The sequence below is a fragment of the Pseudomonas sp. PDM10 genome, from assembly GCF_014852295.1.
Lineage (GTDB): Bacteria > Pseudomonadota > Gammaproteobacteria > Pseudomonadales > Pseudomonadaceae > Aquipseudomonas.
The window spans coordinates 245,777-261,887 of the sequence record NZ_JACVBJ010000008.1; the positions used below are offsets into that span (position 1 = coordinate 245,777).

18 protein-coding genes are annotated in these 16,111 nt (G+C 58.8%); 14 read left to right on the forward strand and 4 right to left on the reverse strand.

From position 1 onward, the window contains the following. Position 1: 1 nt before the first annotated feature. Positions 2–343: a zinc ribbon domain-containing protein YjdM gene (locus IB252_RS27210; RefSeq protein WP_008154270.1), complete on the reverse strand. Its 342-nt coding sequence runs from the start codon at positions 341–343 to the stop codon at positions 2–4. A 182-nt stretch (positions 344–525) separates the two neighbouring features. Then, positions 526–1,494: a polyprenyl synthetase family protein gene (locus IB252_RS27215; RefSeq protein ID WP_033054288.1), complete on the reverse strand. Its 969-nt coding sequence runs from the start codon at positions 1,492–1,494 to the stop codon at positions 526–528. 240 nt (positions 1,495–1,734) lie between these two features. Here IB252_RS27215 and rplU point away from each other — a divergent pair, with 240 nt between their 5' ends. The 5 genes from rplU to IB252_RS27240 all read left to right on the forward strand — a co-directional run bounded on the left by rplU (position 1,735) and on the right by IB252_RS27240 (position 5,510). Further along, positions 1,735–2,049, forward strand: a complete 315-nt coding sequence (gene rplU, locus IB252_RS27220) for a 50S ribosomal protein L21 (RefSeq protein WP_003176051.1) — start codon at positions 1,735–1,737, stop codon at positions 2,047–2,049. Positions 2,050–2,083: 34 nt separating this feature from the next. Continuing rightward, positions 2,084–2,359 carry a 50S ribosomal protein L27 gene (rpmA, locus tag IB252_RS27225; RefSeq protein WP_017340859.1) on the forward strand — a complete coding sequence of 92 codons (276 nt, stop codon included), beginning with the start codon at positions 2,084–2,086 and terminating at the stop codon, positions 2,357–2,359. A gap of 194 nt (positions 2,360–2,553) precedes the next feature. Next, complete coding sequence (gene cgtA, locus IB252_RS27230; protein ID WP_111451101.1) at positions 2,554–3,777, forward strand: Obg family GTPase CgtA; 1,224 nt, start codon at positions 2,554–2,556, stop codon at positions 3,775–3,777. A 137-nt stretch (positions 3,778–3,914) separates the two neighbouring features. After that, positions 3,915–5,033 (forward strand): glutamate 5-kinase, encoded by a 1,119-nt coding sequence (gene proB / locus IB252_RS27235; RefSeq protein ID WP_111451100.1) that lies wholly within the window; start codon positions 3,915–3,917, stop codon positions 5,031–5,033. 12 nt (positions 5,034–5,045) lie between these two features. Beyond that, positions 5,046–5,510 carry a CreA family protein gene (locus IB252_RS27240; protein ID WP_008154938.1) on the forward strand — a complete coding sequence of 155 codons (465 nt, stop codon included), beginning with the start codon at positions 5,046–5,048 and terminating at the stop codon, positions 5,508–5,510. Positions 5,511–5,695: 185 nt separating this feature from the next. Here the strand turns inward: IB252_RS27240 and rpsT are convergent, their stop codons facing one another. Next, positions 5,696–5,974 (reverse strand): 30S ribosomal protein S20, encoded by a 279-nt coding sequence (rpsT, locus tag IB252_RS27245; RefSeq protein ID WP_008154937.1) that lies wholly within the window; start codon positions 5,972–5,974, stop codon positions 5,696–5,698. Positions 5,975–6,226: 252 nt separating this feature from the next. Between rpsT and murJ the strand changes: the two genes are divergently transcribed. The 6 genes from murJ (at position 6,227) to ispH (ending at position 13,815) form a co-directional block, all read left to right on the forward strand. Continuing rightward, positions 6,227–7,765 (forward strand): murein biosynthesis integral membrane protein MurJ, encoded by a 1,539-nt coding sequence (gene murJ, locus IB252_RS27250; protein WP_111451099.1) that lies wholly within the window; start codon positions 6,227–6,229, stop codon positions 7,763–7,765. A gap of 129 nt (positions 7,766–7,894) precedes the next feature. Next, on the forward strand, positions 7,895–8,845 hold the full coding sequence (gene ribF, locus IB252_RS27255; protein ID WP_192410862.1) for a bifunctional riboflavin kinase/FAD synthetase: 951 nt from the start codon (positions 7,895–7,897) through the stop codon (positions 8,843–8,845). Further along, positions 8,846–11,677 (forward strand): isoleucine--tRNA ligase, encoded by a 2,832-nt coding sequence (gene ileS, locus IB252_RS27260; protein ID WP_192410863.1) that lies wholly within the window; start codon positions 8,846–8,848, stop codon positions 11,675–11,677. Continuing rightward, positions 11,670–12,182 carry a signal peptidase II gene (lspA, locus tag IB252_RS27265; RefSeq protein ID WP_008154929.1) on the forward strand — a complete coding sequence of 171 codons (513 nt, stop codon included), beginning with the start codon at positions 11,670–11,672 and terminating at the stop codon, positions 12,180–12,182. The genes ileS and lspA overlap by 8 nt, the downstream gene beginning before the upstream one ends. A gap of 7 nt (positions 12,183–12,189) precedes the next feature. Next, positions 12,190–12,627, forward strand: coding sequence for an FKBP-type peptidyl-prolyl cis-trans isomerase (gene fkpB / locus IB252_RS27270; protein ID WP_177327872.1), 438 nt, complete (start codon positions 12,190–12,192; stop codon positions 12,625–12,627). Between the two features lie 240 nt (positions 12,628–12,867). Continuing rightward, a complete protein-coding gene (gene ispH / locus IB252_RS27275) occupies positions 12,868–13,815 on the forward strand; it encodes a 4-hydroxy-3-methylbut-2-enyl diphosphate reductase (protein ID WP_007901894.1) in 948 nt (315 codons plus the stop codon). Here the strand turns inward: ispH and IB252_RS27280 are convergent. Then, positions 13,784–14,341: a GspH/FimT family pseudopilin gene (locus tag IB252_RS27280; protein WP_192410864.1), complete on the reverse strand. Its 558-nt coding sequence runs from the start codon at positions 14,339–14,341 to the stop codon at positions 13,784–13,786. The genes ispH and IB252_RS27280 overlap by 32 nt on opposite strands. 131 nt (positions 14,342–14,472) lie before the next feature. On the opposite strand from IB252_RS27280, the gene IB252_RS27285 reads away from it, so the two are divergent. Genes IB252_RS27285 through IB252_RS27295 form a run of 3 tightly spaced genes read left to right on the forward strand, consistent with a single transcriptional unit; the run spans position 14,473 to position 16,102 of the window. After that, a complete protein-coding gene (locus IB252_RS27285; RefSeq protein WP_008154923.1) occupies positions 14,473–14,946 on the forward strand; it encodes a GspH/FimT family pseudopilin in 474 nt (157 codons plus the stop codon). Next, positions 14,943–15,392, forward strand: coding sequence for a type IV pilus modification protein PilV (gene pilV, locus IB252_RS27290; protein WP_192410865.1), 450 nt, complete (start codon positions 14,943–14,945; stop codon positions 15,390–15,392). Before IB252_RS27285 ends, pilV begins: the two co-directional genes overlap by 4 nt. Next, entirely contained in the window at positions 15,389–16,102 is a 714-nt protein-coding gene (locus tag IB252_RS27295) for a PilW family protein (protein ID WP_192410866.1), read from the forward strand. Before pilV ends, IB252_RS27295 begins: the two co-directional genes overlap by 4 nt. Positions 16,103–16,111: the final 9 nt, after the last annotated feature.

Consider the following 16,111-nt stretch of genomic DNA (forward strand, 5'->3'; position numbering starts at 1 on the left):
CTCAGACTTTTCTGACGAACTCGGATTTGAGCTTCATCGGGCCAATGCCGTCGATCTTGCAGTCTATGTCGTGATCACCATCGCACAGGCGGATGTTCTTGACCTTGGTGCCGACCTTGACCACCAGCGACGTACCTTTGACCTTGAGGTCCTTGATCACGGTGATGGTGTCGCCGTCCTGCAGGACGTTGCCGACCGAATCCTTTTTCACGGTGTCATCGGACACTGCTTCGGCTTCGCCGCTGGCGGACCACTCGTGGGCGCACTCAGGGCAGATCAACTGGGCGCCGTCTTCGTAGGTGTATTCGGAATTGCATTTTGGGCAGGGTGGCAACGTGCTCACTAAAGCTCCTTGGATTGAGGATCGCTAAAAAGCGCACATTATATAGGGTTTTAGGCGGAAGAGGGCGTGGCGCTAAATAACCTGTGGGAGCGGGCTTGCTCGCGAAGGCTGACTAACATTCAACATTGATGTCGACTGTTACGCCGCCTTCGCGAGCAAGCCCGCTCCCACAGGGGGATGAATCAGTGCGTGCGGGCGACCGCAAATTCACTCAACTCGACCAGAGCATCGCGGTATTCGCTGGCAGGCAGCGCATCGAGGCATTTGATCGCTCGGGCCACGTAGTCACGGGCCAGTTGCGCGGTGTAATCCAGCGAACCTGAGGCTTCCACGGCTTCGCGGATGCTTTCCAGGTCTTCGATGCCGCCTTTCTGGATCGCCTTGCGCACCAGTGCAGCCTGCTCCGGCGTGCCTTCGCGCATGGTGTAGATCAGCGGCAGGGTCGGTTTGCCTTCAGCCAGGTCGTCACCGACGTTCTTGCCCAGGGTTTCGGCGTCGCCTTTGTAGTCCAGCAGGTCGTCGACCAATTGGAACGCAACGCCCAGGTGATCACCGAATGTACGCAGGGCTTCCGACTGTTCCGATGTCGCTTCGCAGAGCGCAGCAGCACTGTGTGTCGAGGCCTCGAAGAGCATCGCAGTCTTGCCGCGGATGACTTCCATGTAGGTTTCTTCGGTGGTGCTGGCGTCACGAACCTTCGACAGCTGCAACACTTCGCCTTCGGCGATGATGCGCGTGGCTTGCGAAAGGATTTTCATCACCGGCATGGAGCCCAGCTCGACCATCATTTCGAAGGACCGCGAATACAGGAAGTCGCCCACCAGCACGCTAGGGGCGTTGCCCCACATGGCGTTGGCGGTCGAGCGGCCACGGCGCATGCCGGACATGTCGACCACGTCGTCATGCAGCAGGGTTGCGGTGTGCAGGAACTCGATGGTCGCCGCCAGCAGGCGCAGGTCATCGCCTTCGCGCCCCAGCGCCTTGCCACACAGCAAAACCAATAGGGGGCGCAGGCGTTTACCGCCAGCCGAGGTAATGTAATCGCCGATTTTCGATACCAGCGGCACTCGGGAAGTCAGCTGCTTCTTGATGATGCCGTCGACGGCGCTAAAATCGTCCGCCACCGCGCGGTAGAAAGCTTGGGGTTGCATCAGCGACAGTTGCTCCAGAAGGGTTGCGCGGCATGCTAGGACCCACGTCGGCGGGTGTCAAGGTACGATGGACGGCCTCTTGCATCGCCCTGGCAGCTTGCGTACAATCGCGCACCCTGAACTTCCTGGGCAGCACCTGCCTTACGCAATTGCAAACAGGCCTTCCAGCCCAATGCAGCCATGCCAGCCAATACCTCTTCTTATAAAGAGCTGGGTGAGCAGGATTATCGGAGAAATACCATGTCGTACGCAGTAATTGTTACTGGTGGCAAGCAATACAAGGTCGCCCCAGGTGAATACCTGAAGATCGAAAAACTGGAAATCGCTACCGGCGAATCCGTTACTTTTGATCGCGTTCTGTTGGTCGCCAATGGCGATGACGTGAACATCGGCGCTCCAGTTGTTGCTGGCGCTACCGTTGTGGCTGAAGTGATCTCCCAAGGTCGTCACGATAAAGTCCGCATCATCAAGTTCCGTCGTCGTAAGCACCACATGAAGCGTATGGGCCACCGCCAGTGGTACACCGAGATCAAAATCACCGGTATTCAGGCTTAATTTCAGCCTAATTCCTCACTAGGAGAATTGACTCATGGCACACAAAAAAGCTGGTGGTAGTACCCGTAACGGTCGCGACTCAGAAGCCAAACGCCTTGGCGTGAAGATGTATGGCGGCCAGGTTATCATTCCGGGCAACATCATCGTGCGTCAGCGCGGCACCCAATTCCACGCCGGTTACGGTGTTGGCATGGGCAAGGATCACACTCTGTTCGCTAAAATCGACGGCGTGATCAAGTTCGAAGTAAAGGGCGCCTTCGGTCGTCGTTACGTAAGCATTGTCCCGAAGACTGAAGTCGTCGCGGCATAATTGCGTAGTTGCTGGAAAAGCCCTGTCTCGCGACGGGGCTTTTTCGTTTGTGGGGTGAGTCTCTTGCAAAGCTGTTTGTGATGGGCTCCAGCGCTGGATTTGCGGTCGTTGATTGAGGTCGCTGCGCTCATTTTTGCAAGAGTCTTATGTCTTAGTGTTTTTCGGCTCGTCCGTATGACGAGAGGCGTTTTGTTATGAAGTTTGTTGATGAAGTATCGATTCGAGTAAAGGCCGGCGACGGCGGCAACGGTTGCATGAGCTTCCGTCGCGAAAAATTCATTGAAAACGGCGGCCCGAACGGCGGTGATGGTGGTGATGGCGGCTCGGTCTACATGATCGCCGACGAAAACCTCAACACCCTGGTGGACTACCGTTACACTCGGCACTTTGATGCCGAGCGTGGTTCCAACGGCGGCAGCACTGACTGCACCGGCAAGAAAGGTGAAGAGCTGGTGCTGCGTGTTCCGGTCGGCACGACCGTTATCGACTCCGCCACTCAGGAAGTGATCGGCGACCTGACCAAGGCTGGTCAGCGTCTGCTGGTGGCACATGGCGGCTGGCACGGTCTGGGTAACACCCGTTTCAAATCCAGTACCAACCGTGCTCCGCGCCAGACCACTCCGGGTAAACCGGGTGAGGCGCGTGACCTGAAGCTGGAAATGAAGGTATTGGCTGACGTCGGCCTGCTGGGCTTGCCGAACGCCGGTAAAAGTACCCTGATCCGCGCTGTATCGGCCGCCAAGCCGAAAGTCGCCGACTACCCGTTCACGACGCTGGTGCCGAATCTGGGTGTGGTCAGTGTCGATCGCTGGAAAAGCTTCGTGGTCGCGGATATTCCGGGCCTGATCGAAGGTGCTTCCGACGGCGCAGGCCTGGGGATTCGTTTCCTCAAGCACTTGTCGCGTACCCGTCTGTTGCTGCACCTCGTGGACATGGCGCCGCTGGATGACACCAGCGCTCCGGATGCTGCAGAAGTGATCGTCAGCGAACTGACCAAGTTCAGCCCGTCCCTGGCTGAGCGTGATCGTTGGTTGGTGCTGAACAAGTGTGACCAGATTCTTGAGGAAGAGCACGACGAGCGCGTCAAGGAAATCGTAGATCGCCTGGAGTGGACTGGTCCTGTCTATGTGATCTCTGCGATCTCTAAACTGGGTACCGAGCGTCTGTGCCACGACATCATGCGTTATCTGGAAGATCGTGCCGATCGTCTGGCTGCGGACCCTGCGTACAAGGAAGAGTTGGCCGAACTCGATCAGCGCATCGAAGACGAAGCCCGTGCTCAGCTGCAGGCCCTGGATGACCAGCGTGCCCTGCGCCGTAGCGGCGTGAAGTCGGTCCACGACATCGGCGACGATGATTGGGACGAAGAAGATGTGGATGACGAAGACGGTCCGGAAATCATTTACGTGCGTGACTGATTCGTTGCGATAAACTTAAACGCCGCTCACTAGAGCGGCGTTTTAGTATCTGGAAATCGATAGTTGGTCACGAATAACCACGAATAACGTTATGGGCAGTGCCAGGTCGCGCTGTCCTCAAGCTAAGGTTGAAGATGATGCGGAGCAAGGTGACAGGTGCGCAGCGTTGGGTCGTGAAGATCGGCAGCGCTTTGCTGACAGCGGACGGCAAGGGCCTGGATCGCGCGGCAATGAGTGTTTGGGTCGAGCAGATGGTGGCTTTGCATGAGGCTGGCGTCGAGCTGGTGCTGGTGTCCTCCGGGGCGGTGGCGGCCGGCATGAGCCGCTTGGGCTGGACCGTACGACCCAGTGCGATGCACGAGTTGCAGGCCGCTGCCGCCATCGGTCAGATGGGGTTGGTGCAGGCCTGGGAGTCGAGCTTTGCCGAGCATGGCCGACATACCGCGCAGATTCTCCTGACCCATGACGACTTGTCCGACCGCAAGCGCTACCTGAATGCCCGCAGCACCTTGCGCGCGCTGGTCGAGCTGAAAGTTATTCCGGTGATCAACGAGAACGACACCGTGGTCACTGACGAAATCCGTTTCGGTGACAACGACACCCTGGCGGCGCTGGTAGCCAACCTTGTCGAAGCTGACTTGCTGGTGATCCTTACCGATCGCGATGGCATGTTCGACGCCGATCCGCGCAACAACCCTGACGCCAATCTGATTTACGAAGCGCGCGCCGATGATCCGGCGCTGGATGCGGTGGCGGGCGGTACGGGTGGGGCGCTGGGGCGTGGCGGCATGCAGACCAAATTGCGTGCTGCGCGGCTGGCGGCTCGCTCCGGTGCGCATACCATCATCGTCGGTGGGCGTATTGATCGTGTGCTGGATCGTCTCAAGGCAGGCGAGCGCATCGGCACCTTGCTGTCGCCTGAGCGCGGCCTGTTGGCGGCGCGCAAGCAATGGCTGGCCGGGCACCTGCAAACCCGCGGCACGCTCGTGCTGGATGCTGGTGCGGTGATGGCGCTGTCAAAAGGCAACAAAAGTTTGCTGCCTGTGGGTGTCAAGCGGGTCCAGGGCAGCTTCCGTCGTGGCGAGATGGTGGTTTGCGTGGCGCCGGATGGTCGTGAAATCGCCCGAGGCCTGGCCAACTACAGCGCGCTGGAAGCACAAAAAATCATCGGTCAGTCGTCTGAGGCGATTGTCGGTCTGTTGGGTTACATGGCGGAGCCGGAACTGGTTCATCGCGATAACCTGATCCTGGTCTGAGGGAATACCTGAATGCGCGTGGCAAAAGGATTGTTGGGTCTGCTGTTGGCGATGCCGCTGCTGGCCTCGGCCGAGGAGATTGGTCAGGTGTCGACGGTGTTCAAGTTTGTCGGTCCGAACGACCGCATCGTCGTCGAAGCGTTTGATGATCCAAAGGTTGAGGGTGTGACTTGCTACCTGTCGCGAGCCAAGACAGGTGGCGTGAAGGGTGGTTTGGGATTGGCTGAAGATCGTGCGGAAGCGTCTATCGCTTGTCGTCAGGTCGGGCCGATCCGCTTTAAAGGCGAGTTGAAGGATGGTGACGAGGTGTTCAAGGAGCGCACGTCGCTGGTGTTCAAGACCATGCAGGTGGTGCGATTCCTCGACAAGAAGCGCAATACGCTGGTGTACCTGGTCTATAGCGATCGTGTGATCGAAGGTAGTCCGCAGAATGCGGTCACCGCCATCCCGATCCTGCCGTGGGCGAGCGCTCAATAAGCTAGCGAAGATCCAAATTGTGGGAGCGAGCCTGCTCGCGAAGAGGGGGTGTCAGTCGGCATTAATGTCGTCTGACACACCGCTTTCGCGAGCAGGCTCACTCCCACATTTTTTTGCGGTGCTTTTGCCAAATCGCAGGCAATAAAAAACCGACCCAAGGGTCGGTTTCTTAACAAGCTTATCGCTTATGCGGCAACAGCAAGGTTCAGAGCCTTGACGTGACCGTTCAGACGGCTCTTATGACGAGCAGCCTTGTTCTTGTGGATGATGCCTTTATCGGCCATACGGTCGATAACTGGCACGGCCAGAACGTAAGCAGCTTGAGCTTTTTCAGCGTCTTTTGCGTCGATGGCTTTAACTACATTCTTGATGTAGGTACGAACCATGGAACGCAGGCTGGCGTTGTGGCTGCGACGCTTCTCAGCCTGTTTTGCACGTTTTTTGGCGGAAGGTGTGTTGGCCACCGTCGAGCTCCTCGAAAGACTTTTTAGGAAATAGCAAACAAAATAGGCCGCGAATCATGCCGATGAGTTGATGTCTTGTCAAGGGCGGTTGAGACGTTCCGCTAAGTGGTAGGTATAAAGAGGCGGGATATTTATTTCCGGCGCTTGACCTGTAAACTCGCGAGCTTTGGCTCTGTGCTGCTGCGGCGCGGAGTATCGCATAAGTAGGCGCTTTGTTCGCCTGCTGTTTATCGACAGGCACAAACTCTTTCAATGAATCTGCTCAAATCGTTAGCCGCCGTCAGCTCTATCACGATGCTTTCCCGGATTCTGGGGTTCGTTCGTGACACTCTCATTGCACGCACATTTGGCGCCGGGATGGCGACCGACGCCTTCTTTATCGCCTTCAAATTGCCCAATCTGCTGCGACGGATCTTCGCCGAGGGGGCTTTTTCCCAGGCATTCGTGCCGATTCTTGCGGAATATAAAAGCCAGAAGGGCGAGGAGGCGACGCGAACCTTCATTGCCTACGTCTCGGGCCTGCTGACGCTGGTGCTGGCGTTGGTCACCGCCTTGGGCATGATCGCTGCGCCGTGGGTCATCTGGGCGACCGCGCCGGGTTTCACCAATACGCCGGAAAAATTCGAGCTGACGGCCAGCCTGTTGCGGGTGACCTTCCCTTATATATTGCTGATCTCCCTGTCTTCATTGGCCGGGGCAATCCTCAATACCTATAACCGCTTCTCGGTGCCGGCCTTTGTGCCGACGCTGCTCAACGTCAGCATGATCATCTTTTCGGTGTTCCTGACGCCGTACTTCGATCCGCCGGTCATGGCGCTGGGCTGGGCGGTATTGGCGGGTGGTCTGGCGCAATTGCTCTATCAGCTGCCGCACCTGAAAAAGCTCGGCCTGCTGGTGTTGCCACGCCTGAACCTGCGTGACAGCGGCGTCTGGCGGGTCATGAAACAAATGCTGCCGGCGATTCTCGGCGTGTCCGTGAGCCAGATTTCGCTGATCATCAACACCATTTTCGCTTCGTTCCTGGTCGCCGGTTCCGTGTCCTGGATGTACTACGCCGACCGTTTGATGGAGTTACCGTCCGGTGTTCTGGGCGTGGCGCTGGGCACGATTCTCCTGCCCACCCTGGCCAAGACTTACGCCAGCAAGGATCGCGAGGAATATTCACGGATCCTCGATTGGGGTCTGCGCCTGTGCTTCATGTTGGTGTTGCCTTGCTCCCTGGCACTGGGGATTCTCGCCGAGCCGTTGACGGTTTCTTTGTTCCAGTACGGCCAGTTCAGCGCGTTTGACGCCACCATGACCCAACGGGCGCTGATCGCTTATTCGGTCGGTTTGCTCGGGATTATTGTGATCAAAGTGCTGGCGCCGGGCTTTTATGCGCAACAAAACATCCGCACACCGGTAAAAATCGCGATTTTTACCCTGATCGTTACCCAGTTGTTCAATCTGGTGTTGATCGGTCCGCTGGCCCACGCCGGTCTGGCGCTGGCCATCAGCATCGGCGCGTGCATTAACGCCGGCCTGCTGTTCTATCAACTGCGCAAGCAGCAGATGTATGAGCCGCAACCGGGTTGGGCGAAGTTCGGCTTCAAGCTGGTGATAGCCGTGTTGGTGATGTCTGCTGTATTGCTGCTTGGAATGCATTTCATGCCAGCCTGGGATCAGGGGCATATGCTGGAGAGGTTCCTGCGTCTGGGCGCATTGGTCGTTGCCGGTGTGGCGGCTTATTTCGGCATGTTGCTGTTGATGGGCTTCCGTTTGCGAGACTTCAATCGCAAGGCGCTGAGCTGAGGTCACGACCTCGATAAACACGGGCGAATCGACAGTTTTGTCGGCTCGATCACTTTGGGTTACGGTGTTGCCTGTCGTCGGCCGCCGGGTGTGGTTATAATCGACCACTTTATGAGCAAGAAGCGCGTTATGCAGCTGGTTCGAGGCCTCCACAACCTGCGCCCCCAGCATCGGGGCTGTGTCGCCACTATTGGCAACTTTGACGGTGTTCACCGTGGCCACCAGGCTATCCTGGCGAGGCTCCGTGAGCGTGCGCTCGAGTTGGGCGTGCCCAGCTGCGTGGTGATTTTTGAGCCGCAGCCGCGAGAGTTCTTCGCGCCGGACACGGCTCCGGCCCGTCTGGCCCGGCTGCGGGATAAACTGCAGTTGCTGGCCGAAGAAGGTGTCGACCGGGTCCTGTGCCTGGCCTTCAACCAGCGCCTGAGCAAGCTCAGCGCCGCCGAATTCATCGATACCATTCTGGTGGACGGCCTCGGTGTGCAACATCTTGAGGTCGGTGACGATTTCCGTTTTGGCTGTGACCGGGTAGGGGATTTCGATTTCCTGCAACAGGCTGGCGTCCTTCAGGACTTTACCGTCGAAGCGGCGCAGACGGTCGAGCTGGACGGTATTCGCGTGAGCAGCACCCAGGTTCGCAATGCCCTGGCGGCTGCCGATTTTGCCTTGGCCGAGCGACTGCTCGGTCGTCCGTTCCGGATTGCCGGACGGGTCCTGCATGGCCAGAAGCTGGCGCGCCAGTTGGGTACGCCGACGGCCAACATACAACTCAAGCGTCGTCGCGTGCCGCTGACCGGGGTTTACCTGGTCAACGTCGACATCGACGGCAAGACCTGGCCAGGCGTCGCCAACATTGGCGTGCGGCCAACCGTTCAAGGTGATGGCAAAGCCCACCTCGAAGTGCATCTTTTAGATTTTGCCGGCGATCTGTATGACCGGCGTTTGACGGTGGTTTTCCACCACAAGCTGCGTGAAGAGCAGCGTTTCGCCTCTCTGGAGGCGCTTAAGACGGCGATCAATGCGGATGTTGCCGCCGCCCGTGCCCTGTCGCACCTAGCGCCAATCGCTAATGAAGAGCCTTAAATGACCGACTATAAAGCCACGCTAAACCTTCCGGACACCGCCTTCCCAATGAAGGCCGGCCTGCCTCAGCGCGAACCGCAGATTCTGCAGCGCTGGGACAGCATTGGCCTGTACGGTAAGTTGCGCGAGATTGGCAAGGATCGTCCGAAGTTCGTACTTCACGACGGTCCTCCGTACGCCAACGGCACGATTCACATCGGTCATGCGCTGAACAAGATTCTCAAGGACATGATCATCCGCTCGAAAACCCTGTCGGGTTTCGACGCGCCTTATGTTCCGGGCTGGGACTGCCACGGTCTGCCGATCGAGCACAAAGTCGAAGTGACCCACGGTAAAAACCTGGGCGCGGACAAGACCCGCGAACTGTGCCGTGCCTACGCCACCGAGCAGATCGAAGGCCAGAAGTCCGAATTCATCCGTCTGGGCGTGTTGGGCGATTTTGCCAACCCGTACAAGACCATGGACTTCAAAAACGAGGCCGGCGAAATCCGTGCCTTGGCTGAAATCGTCAAGGGCGGTTTCGTGTTCAAGGGCCTGAAGCCTGTGAACTGGTGCTTCGATTGCGGTTCGGCCCTGGCTGAAGCGGAAGTCGAGTACGAGAACAAAAAGTCATCGACCATCGACGTGGCGTTCCCGATTGCCGACGAAGCCAAACTGGCTGCCGCTTTCGGTCTGCCGTCGCTGGGTAAACCTGCTTCTATCGTGATCTGGACCACTACCCCGTGGACCATCCCGGCCAACCAGGCGTTGAACGTTCACCCGGAATTCAACTACGCCCTGGTCGACGTCGGCGACAAACTGCTGGTGCTGGCTGAAGAGCTGGTCGAGTCATGCCTGGCCCGCTACAGCCTGGAAGGCTCGGTCATCGCGACCACCACCGGTAAAGCGCTGGAGCTGATCAACTTCCGTCACCCGTTCTACGATCGTCTGTCGCCGGTTTACCTGGCCGACTACGTCGAACTGGGCGCTGGCACCGGCGTGGTTCACTCTTCGCCGGCCTACGGCGTAGACGACTTCGTGACCTGCAAGAAGTACGGCATGGTCAACGATGACATCATCAATCCGGTTCAAAGCAACGGCGTTTACGTACCGTCGCTGGAATTCTTCGGCGGCCAGTTCATCTGGAAGGCCAACCCGGCCATCGTCGACAAATTGACTGAAGTCGGTGCGCTGCTGCACACCAGCGTCATCGAACACAGCTACATGCACTGCTGGCGTCACAAGACCCCGCTGATCTACCGCGCCACCGCGCAGTGGTTCATCGGGATGGACAAAGAACCTGTGACCGGCGACACCCTGCGCAAGCGGGCGATCAAAGCCATCGAAGAGACCAAGTTCGTCCCGGCCTGGGGCCAGGCGCGCCTGCACTCGATGATCGCCAACCGTCCGGACTGGTGCATCTCCCGTCAGCGCAACTGGGGCGTGCCGATTCCGTTCTTCCTGAACAAGGAAAGCGGCGAGCTGCACCCGCGTACTGCCGAATTGATGGAAGAAGTCGCCAAGCGCGTCGAAGTCGAAGGCATCGAAGCCTGGTTCAAGATGGACGCCGCCGAGTTGCTTGGTGACGAAGCGCCGCAGTACGACAAGATCAGCGACACCCTGGACGTCTGGTTCGATTCGGGCACCACGCACTGGCACGTTCTGCGCGGTTCGCACCCGATGGGCCACGAAACCGGTCCACGTGCCGACCTGTACCTGGAAGGTTCGGACCAACACCGTGGCTGGTTCCACTCGTCGTTGCTGACTGGTTGCGCCATCGACAACCACGCGCCATACCGCGAGCTGCTGACTCATGGCTTCACCGTCGACGAGTCCGGCCGCAAGATGTCCAAGTCCCTGGGCAACGTGATCGCGCCGCAAAAGGTCAACGACACCCTGGGCGCCGACATCATGCGTCTGTGGGTTGCTTCCACCGATTACTCGGGTGAAATGGCGGTTTCCGAGCAGATCCTGCAGCGCAGTGCGGACGCTTACCGGCGGATCCGTAACACCGCGCGCTTCCTGCTCTCCAACCTGACCGGTTTCAACCCGGCCACCGACATCCTGCCGGCCGAAGAAATGCTGGCGCTGGACCGTTGGGCCGTGGACCGCACCCTGCTGCTGCAACGCGAGCTGCAAGAGCACTACGGTGAATACCGCTTCTGGAACGTCTACTCCAAGATCCACAACTTCTGCGTGCAGGAGTTGGGCGGTTTCTACCTCGACATCATCAAGGACCGTCAGTACACCACTGGCGCCAACAGCAAGGCCCGCCGTTCGGCGCAAACCGCGCTGTACCACATCTCCGAAGCGCTGGTGCGCTGGATCGCGCCGATCCTGGCGTTCACCGCTGACGAACTGTGGGAATACCTGCCGGGCGAGCGTAACGAATCGGTAATGCTCAATACCTGGTACGAAGGCCTGACCGAGTTGCCGGAAAACGTCGAGCTGGACCGCGCCTACTGGGAGCGGATCATGGCGGTGAAGGTCGCGGTCAACAAGGAAATGGAAATCCAGCGCGCGGCCAAGGCCGTCGGTGGCAACCTGCAAGCCGAAGTGACGCTGTTCGCCGAAGAGGCGCTGAGCGCCGACCTGGCCAAGCTGAGCAACGAACTGCGCTTCGTACTGATCACCTCGACCGCGACCGTTGCACCGTTCGTTCAGGCGCCGGCCGATGCCGTGGTCACCGAAGTCAGTGGTTTGAAACTGCAAGTGGTCAAGTCGAGTCACGCCAAGTGCGCCCGTTGCTGGCACTGCCGTGAAGACGTCGGCGTGAACCCGGAGCATCCGGAAATCTGCGGTCGTTGCGTCGACAACATCAGCGGCGCTGGCGAGGTTCGTCACTATGCCTAATGCGGCTGGCCGTTTCGGACGGCTGAGCTGGCTCTGGTTGAGTTTGCTGGTCCTGGTCATCGACCAGGCCAGCAAGTTCTACTTCGAAGGCAAGCTCGAGATGTTCCAGCAAATCGTGGTGATCCCCGATTTGTTCAGCTGGACCCTGGCCTATAACACGGGTGCGGCATTCAGCTTCCTGGCCGACAGCTCCGGCTGGCAGCGCTGGTTGTTTGCCCTGATCGCGGTCGTGGTCAGTGCGGTGCTGGTCGTGTGGCTCAAACGTCTGGGGCGCAACGAAACCTGGCTGGCCGTCGCTTTGGCGCTGGTGCTGGGTGGCGCGCTGGGTAATCTGTATGACCGCATCGCCCTGGGCCATGTGATCGACTTCATTCTGGTGCATTGGCAGAACCGCTGGTATTTCCCGGCGTTCAACTTTGCCGACAGTGCAATCTCTGTCGGTGCCGTAATGCTTGCGCTAGACATGTTCAAAAGTAAGAAAACCGGAGAAGCCGTTCATGACTGAACAGGTATTGGCTGAGCAACGCATCCGCCAGAACACGGAAGTCACCTTGCACTTTGCACTGCGCCTGGAGAACGGCGACACGGTCGACAGCACCTTCGACAAAGCCCCGGCGACCTTCAAGGTCGGTGACGGCAACCTGTTGCCAGGGTTCGAAGCAGCGCTGTTCGGCTTCAAGGCTGGCGACAAGCGTACGCTGACAATTCAGCCGGAAAACGCTTTTGGCCAACCCAACCCGCAGAACGTACAAATCATCCCGCGCTCGCAGTTCAAGGACATGGAACTGTCGCCTGGCTTGCTGGTGATCTTTAACGATGCGGCCAATACTGAGCTGCCGGGTGTGGTGAAGACCTTCGATGACGAGCAAGTGACCATCGACTTCAACCACCCGCTGGCCGGCAAGACATTGACCTTTGACGTCGAGATCATCAACGTCAAATCGCTGTAACTGACCGGACACGGTCAAAAATGTGGGAGCGGGCTTGTGTGGCGAGGGTATTTATCCCCGTTCGATTGCGAAGCAATCGTAAACCAGGCCGCGTGTTCTTATTCAAGACCGCGGTGATTGGATTCAGGGGCGCTTCGCACCCCAACGGGGATAAATCCCCTCACCACAAAGGCTCGCTCCCACAGTAAGAAGTTTTTTACAGTTTTCGCTATTTCTTGCGCGCAAGACACGAGGCACAGCATGCAAATCAAACTCGCCAACCCCCGTGGCTTCTGCGCCGGTGTGGACCGGGCAATCGAAATCGTCAACCGCGCCCTGGAAGTCTTTGGGCCGCCGATCTATGTGCGCCACGAAGTGGTCCACAACAAATTCGTCGTTGAAGACCTGCGTGCTCGCGGGGCGATTTTCGTCGAAGAACTGGATCAGGTGCCGGACGACGTCATCGTGATCTTCAGTGCCCACGGTGTTTCCCAGGCCGTGCGCACCGAAGCCGCCGGTCGTGGCCTGAAGGTGTTCGACGCCACTTGCCCGCTGGTGACCAAGGTACACATCGAAGTGGCCCGCTACAGCCGCGACGGCCGTGAATGCATCCTCATCGGCCACGCCGGTCATCCGGAAGTCGAAGGCACCATGGGCCAGTACGATGGCAGCAATGGTGGCGCGATCTATCTGGTCGAAGACGAGAAAGACGTCGCCGAATTGCAGGTGAACAACCCTGAAAGACTGGCGTTCGTGACCCAGACTACCCTGTCCATGGACGATACCAGCCGCGTCATTGACGCTCTGCGTACACGCTTCCCGGCGATCGGTGGTCCACGCAAGGATGACATCTGCTACGCCACGCAAAACCGTCAGGACGCGGTCAAGCAACTCGCCGACGAATGCGACGTGGTCCTGGTGGTCGGCAGCCCGAACAGCTCCAACTCCAATCGCCTGCGTGAACTGGCTGAGCGCATGGCCACCCCGGCCTACCTGATCGACGGTGCCGAAGACCTGCAAAAGAGCTGGTTCGACGGTGTCGAGCGAATCGGCATCACCGCTGGCGCCTCCGCACCGGAAGTGCTGGTGCGTGGCGTGATCCAGCAGTTGCAGGCGTGGGGCGCTACTGGCGCCGATGAATTGGCCGGTCGCGAGGAGAACATTACCTTCTCCATGCCTAAAGAGTTGCGCGTCCGCTCCCTGCTTTAACGCTCTTGCCCCCCGGGCACAGCGCCTGCTCAGCCTTATGGCTGCGCAGGCTGACGCGACCGGTCGCGGCCAGCACCACCTGGAGCTGAGTGACCGGTTCGCGGGCGGCGCAAATGTGCAGTGTCCCCGCTTGAAAGGCCCGTCCGGGCATCTGTGGCTCACCGATACTGTTGAAGCGTATGTATCGCCTGACCGGCCAATTGCCGACAATCGGCACCTCAGTGCCACTCGCGCGCTCAATCAGCAGCGGATTGCTGTTGTCCTCCGCCCCTTTGCCACTGATATCCAGAATGATCCGCCAGCCCTGACTCCAGTCGCCGTTGATGCCGTGAATCACGACGCTCTGGTTGCGTGTGATGGCAACGGTTCTGGCGTTGCGTATACCGCCGATAAGCGACTCTGCCACCTGTTCGCGATGGTTCGATTCAGTCAGTGCAGCAAACGCCGGACTGACCAACAGCAGAACAATCCCGACAATTGTCAGTCCCATGAGCAGTTCGATCAGGCTGAAACCTCGCTGATGCATGTCATCTCCCTCCCTGGAGTGCTGCGGCCCGCGCGATCCCTGCGCGAGTAATGGCAAAACAACCGAACATCTGCCGGTCGAATGTTCTAGCGTGTAGAAGCAGGTATAGCCGACGGCAACGGAGGGCACCGATGGATCATCGTACAAAAGGTTTCACGCTGATCGAGTTGCTGGTCGCGCTCGCGGTGTTTCTGGTCCTGATCACGCTGGTTGTACCGGCGTTTACCCGTTCGGTGCAAATCACTAAGGCCGACACCGAAATCGGCGATCTGCAGCGCGGACTCAATTTCGCCCGACTGGAGGCTATCGACCGTGGTGTCACCACCCGGCTGCGCCCGACGGCCGGCGGCAGCGTCTGGAGCGGAGAATTAACGGTCTTTGACGGTACTGGCAATCCGGCCAATGTATTGCGGGTTGTTCCAGCGATGAGCAGTGGCGCGACTCTGACGCTAACCTCAGGAGTGACCGCTATCGATTTCAACAACCTTGGCGGGTTGTCGGCACCGTCCACGGCGGTGGTGATCAGCTACGTACGGGGGGCAGAAAGCAGGACACTGAATGTGTGTTTGAACGGACGAATTCTATTGGGTGGAAGCTGCGGATGAGGGGATGGAGCAAGCGTGCACAGGAGGGCATGACGCTGATCGAAGTCTTGGTTGCGTTGTTGATTCTGAGTGTGGGGCTGTTGGGGGCGGCAGCGATTCAGCTTAATGCGCTGAAGTACACGGACAGCGCGCGGATGACCAGCCAGGCGAGTTTTATCGCCTACGACATGATGGACCGCATTCGCGCCAACTCCGGTGCCGACTACACCATCACGCCTCCGACCTCGGGCAACCTGAGCGTCGCTCGGGATCAGGATCTCTACGACTTCACCACCAACATTGTCAATTTCGGCGGCGCCACTGCCACCGGAAGCGTTACGCTCAATCAGCGGGTGTACACCATCACCATCACTTGGGATGACTCACGGGCGGCCAATACTGCCAATTCACGCCGTAGTTTCGTCCTGACCAGTCGCGCCACCCTTGATCCGGTGTCGACGCCATGAACCAGACCAACAGAGGTTTCGGCCTGATCGAGTTACTGATCGCCCTGGCGTTGAGTCTGGTCGTGGTCCTGGGTGTGGCGCAGATTTTCATCGCGGCCAAGAATACTTATGTCAGCCAGAACACCGCTGCCGCCATGCAGGAAGATGCGCGTTTCGTGCTGAGCAAGATGATTCAGGAAATTCGCATGGTCGGCATGTTCGGATGTCTGGGGGCGGTCACCGATTCAAGCTCGGCGGGTGACTTCAATGCCAGCCAGACAATGCCCATCAGATGGGACAACGCCAACCTCAAACTGACCCTGGTGACAGCGGATGTCGGCGGCAGTGGCGGGGTACCGACCTGGACGGTGGTTTCCGACTGTAGGAACAGTGCAACGGCCTACACCGGCGTCCGGGTTCCGGGGGCGGGAGAGCTGGCGTTTCCGATCCGGCGCTTGATCTACAGCTTCAGCAACAATCAACTGCTGATGGGTGTCGGCAGCGGCACGCCGGCTCAGGCGGTGCTGGTGAACAACGTCAGTGCCTTCAACGTGAGCTTCGGCCTCGCCAGTTCCGCCACTGATGTGGCGGCCTCCAGTTACAGCAACAACCCTACTGATCCGGCGCGCATCCGTAGTGTTCGCCTGACATTGACCCTCACCGACCCGAACAACCGGGTAGGCAATCAAACCTTCAACGTGGTTGCCGCGCTGCGCAACCGCTTGCCATGAGGAGAGGGC

Excerpts from the sequence above, each read along its gene's own strand:
- IB252_RS27215 (WP_033054288.1), bottom strand. The coding sequence starts at position 1,494 with ATGCAACCCCAAGCTTTCTACCGCGCGGTGGCGGACGATTTTAGCGCC.
- lspA (WP_008154929.1), top strand. The coding sequence starts at position 11,670 with ATGCCTAATGCGGCTGGCCGTTTCGGACGGCTGAGCTGGCTCTGGTTG.
- proB (WP_111451100.1), top strand. The coding sequence starts at position 3,915 with ATGCGGAGCAAGGTGACAGGTGCGCAGCGTTGGGTCGTGAAGATCGGC.
- IB252_RS27280 (WP_192410864.1), bottom strand. The coding sequence starts at position 14,341 with ATGCATCAGCGAGGTTTCAGCCTGATCGAACTGCTCATGGGACTGACA.
- ispH (WP_007901894.1), top strand. The coding sequence starts at position 12,868 with ATGCAAATCAAACTCGCCAACCCCCGTGGCTTCTGCGCCGGTGTGGAC.
- IB252_RS27285 (WP_008154923.1), top strand. The coding sequence starts at position 14,473 with ATGGATCATCGTACAAAAGGTTTCACGCTGATCGAGTTGCTGGTCGCG.
- cgtA (WP_111451101.1), top strand. The coding sequence starts at position 2,554 with ATGAAGTTTGTTGATGAAGTATCGATTCGAGTAAAGGCCGGCGACGGC.
- pilV (WP_192410865.1), top strand. The coding sequence starts at position 14,943 with ATGAGGGGATGGAGCAAGCGTGCACAGGAGGGCATGACGCTGATCGAA.
- ileS (WP_192410863.1), top strand. The coding sequence starts at position 8,846 with ATGACCGACTATAAAGCCACGCTAAACCTTCCGGACACCGCCTTCCCA.
- rplU (WP_003176051.1), top strand. The coding sequence starts at position 1,735 with ATGTCGTACGCAGTAATTGTTACTGGTGGCAAGCAATACAAGGTCGCC.
- IB252_RS27240 (WP_008154938.1), top strand. The coding sequence starts at position 5,046 with ATGCGCGTGGCAAAAGGATTGTTGGGTCTGCTGTTGGCGATGCCGCTG.
- IB252_RS27295 (WP_192410866.1), top strand. The coding sequence starts at position 15,389 with ATGAACCAGACCAACAGAGGTTTCGGCCTGATCGAGTTACTGATCGCC.
- ribF (WP_192410862.1), top strand. The coding sequence starts at position 7,895 with ATGCAGCTGGTTCGAGGCCTCCACAACCTGCGCCCCCAGCATCGGGGC.
- rpmA (WP_017340859.1), top strand. The coding sequence starts at position 2,084 with ATGGCACACAAAAAAGCTGGTGGTAGTACCCGTAACGGTCGCGACTCA.
- murJ (WP_111451099.1), top strand. The coding sequence starts at position 6,227 with ATGAATCTGCTCAAATCGTTAGCCGCCGTCAGCTCTATCACGATGCTT.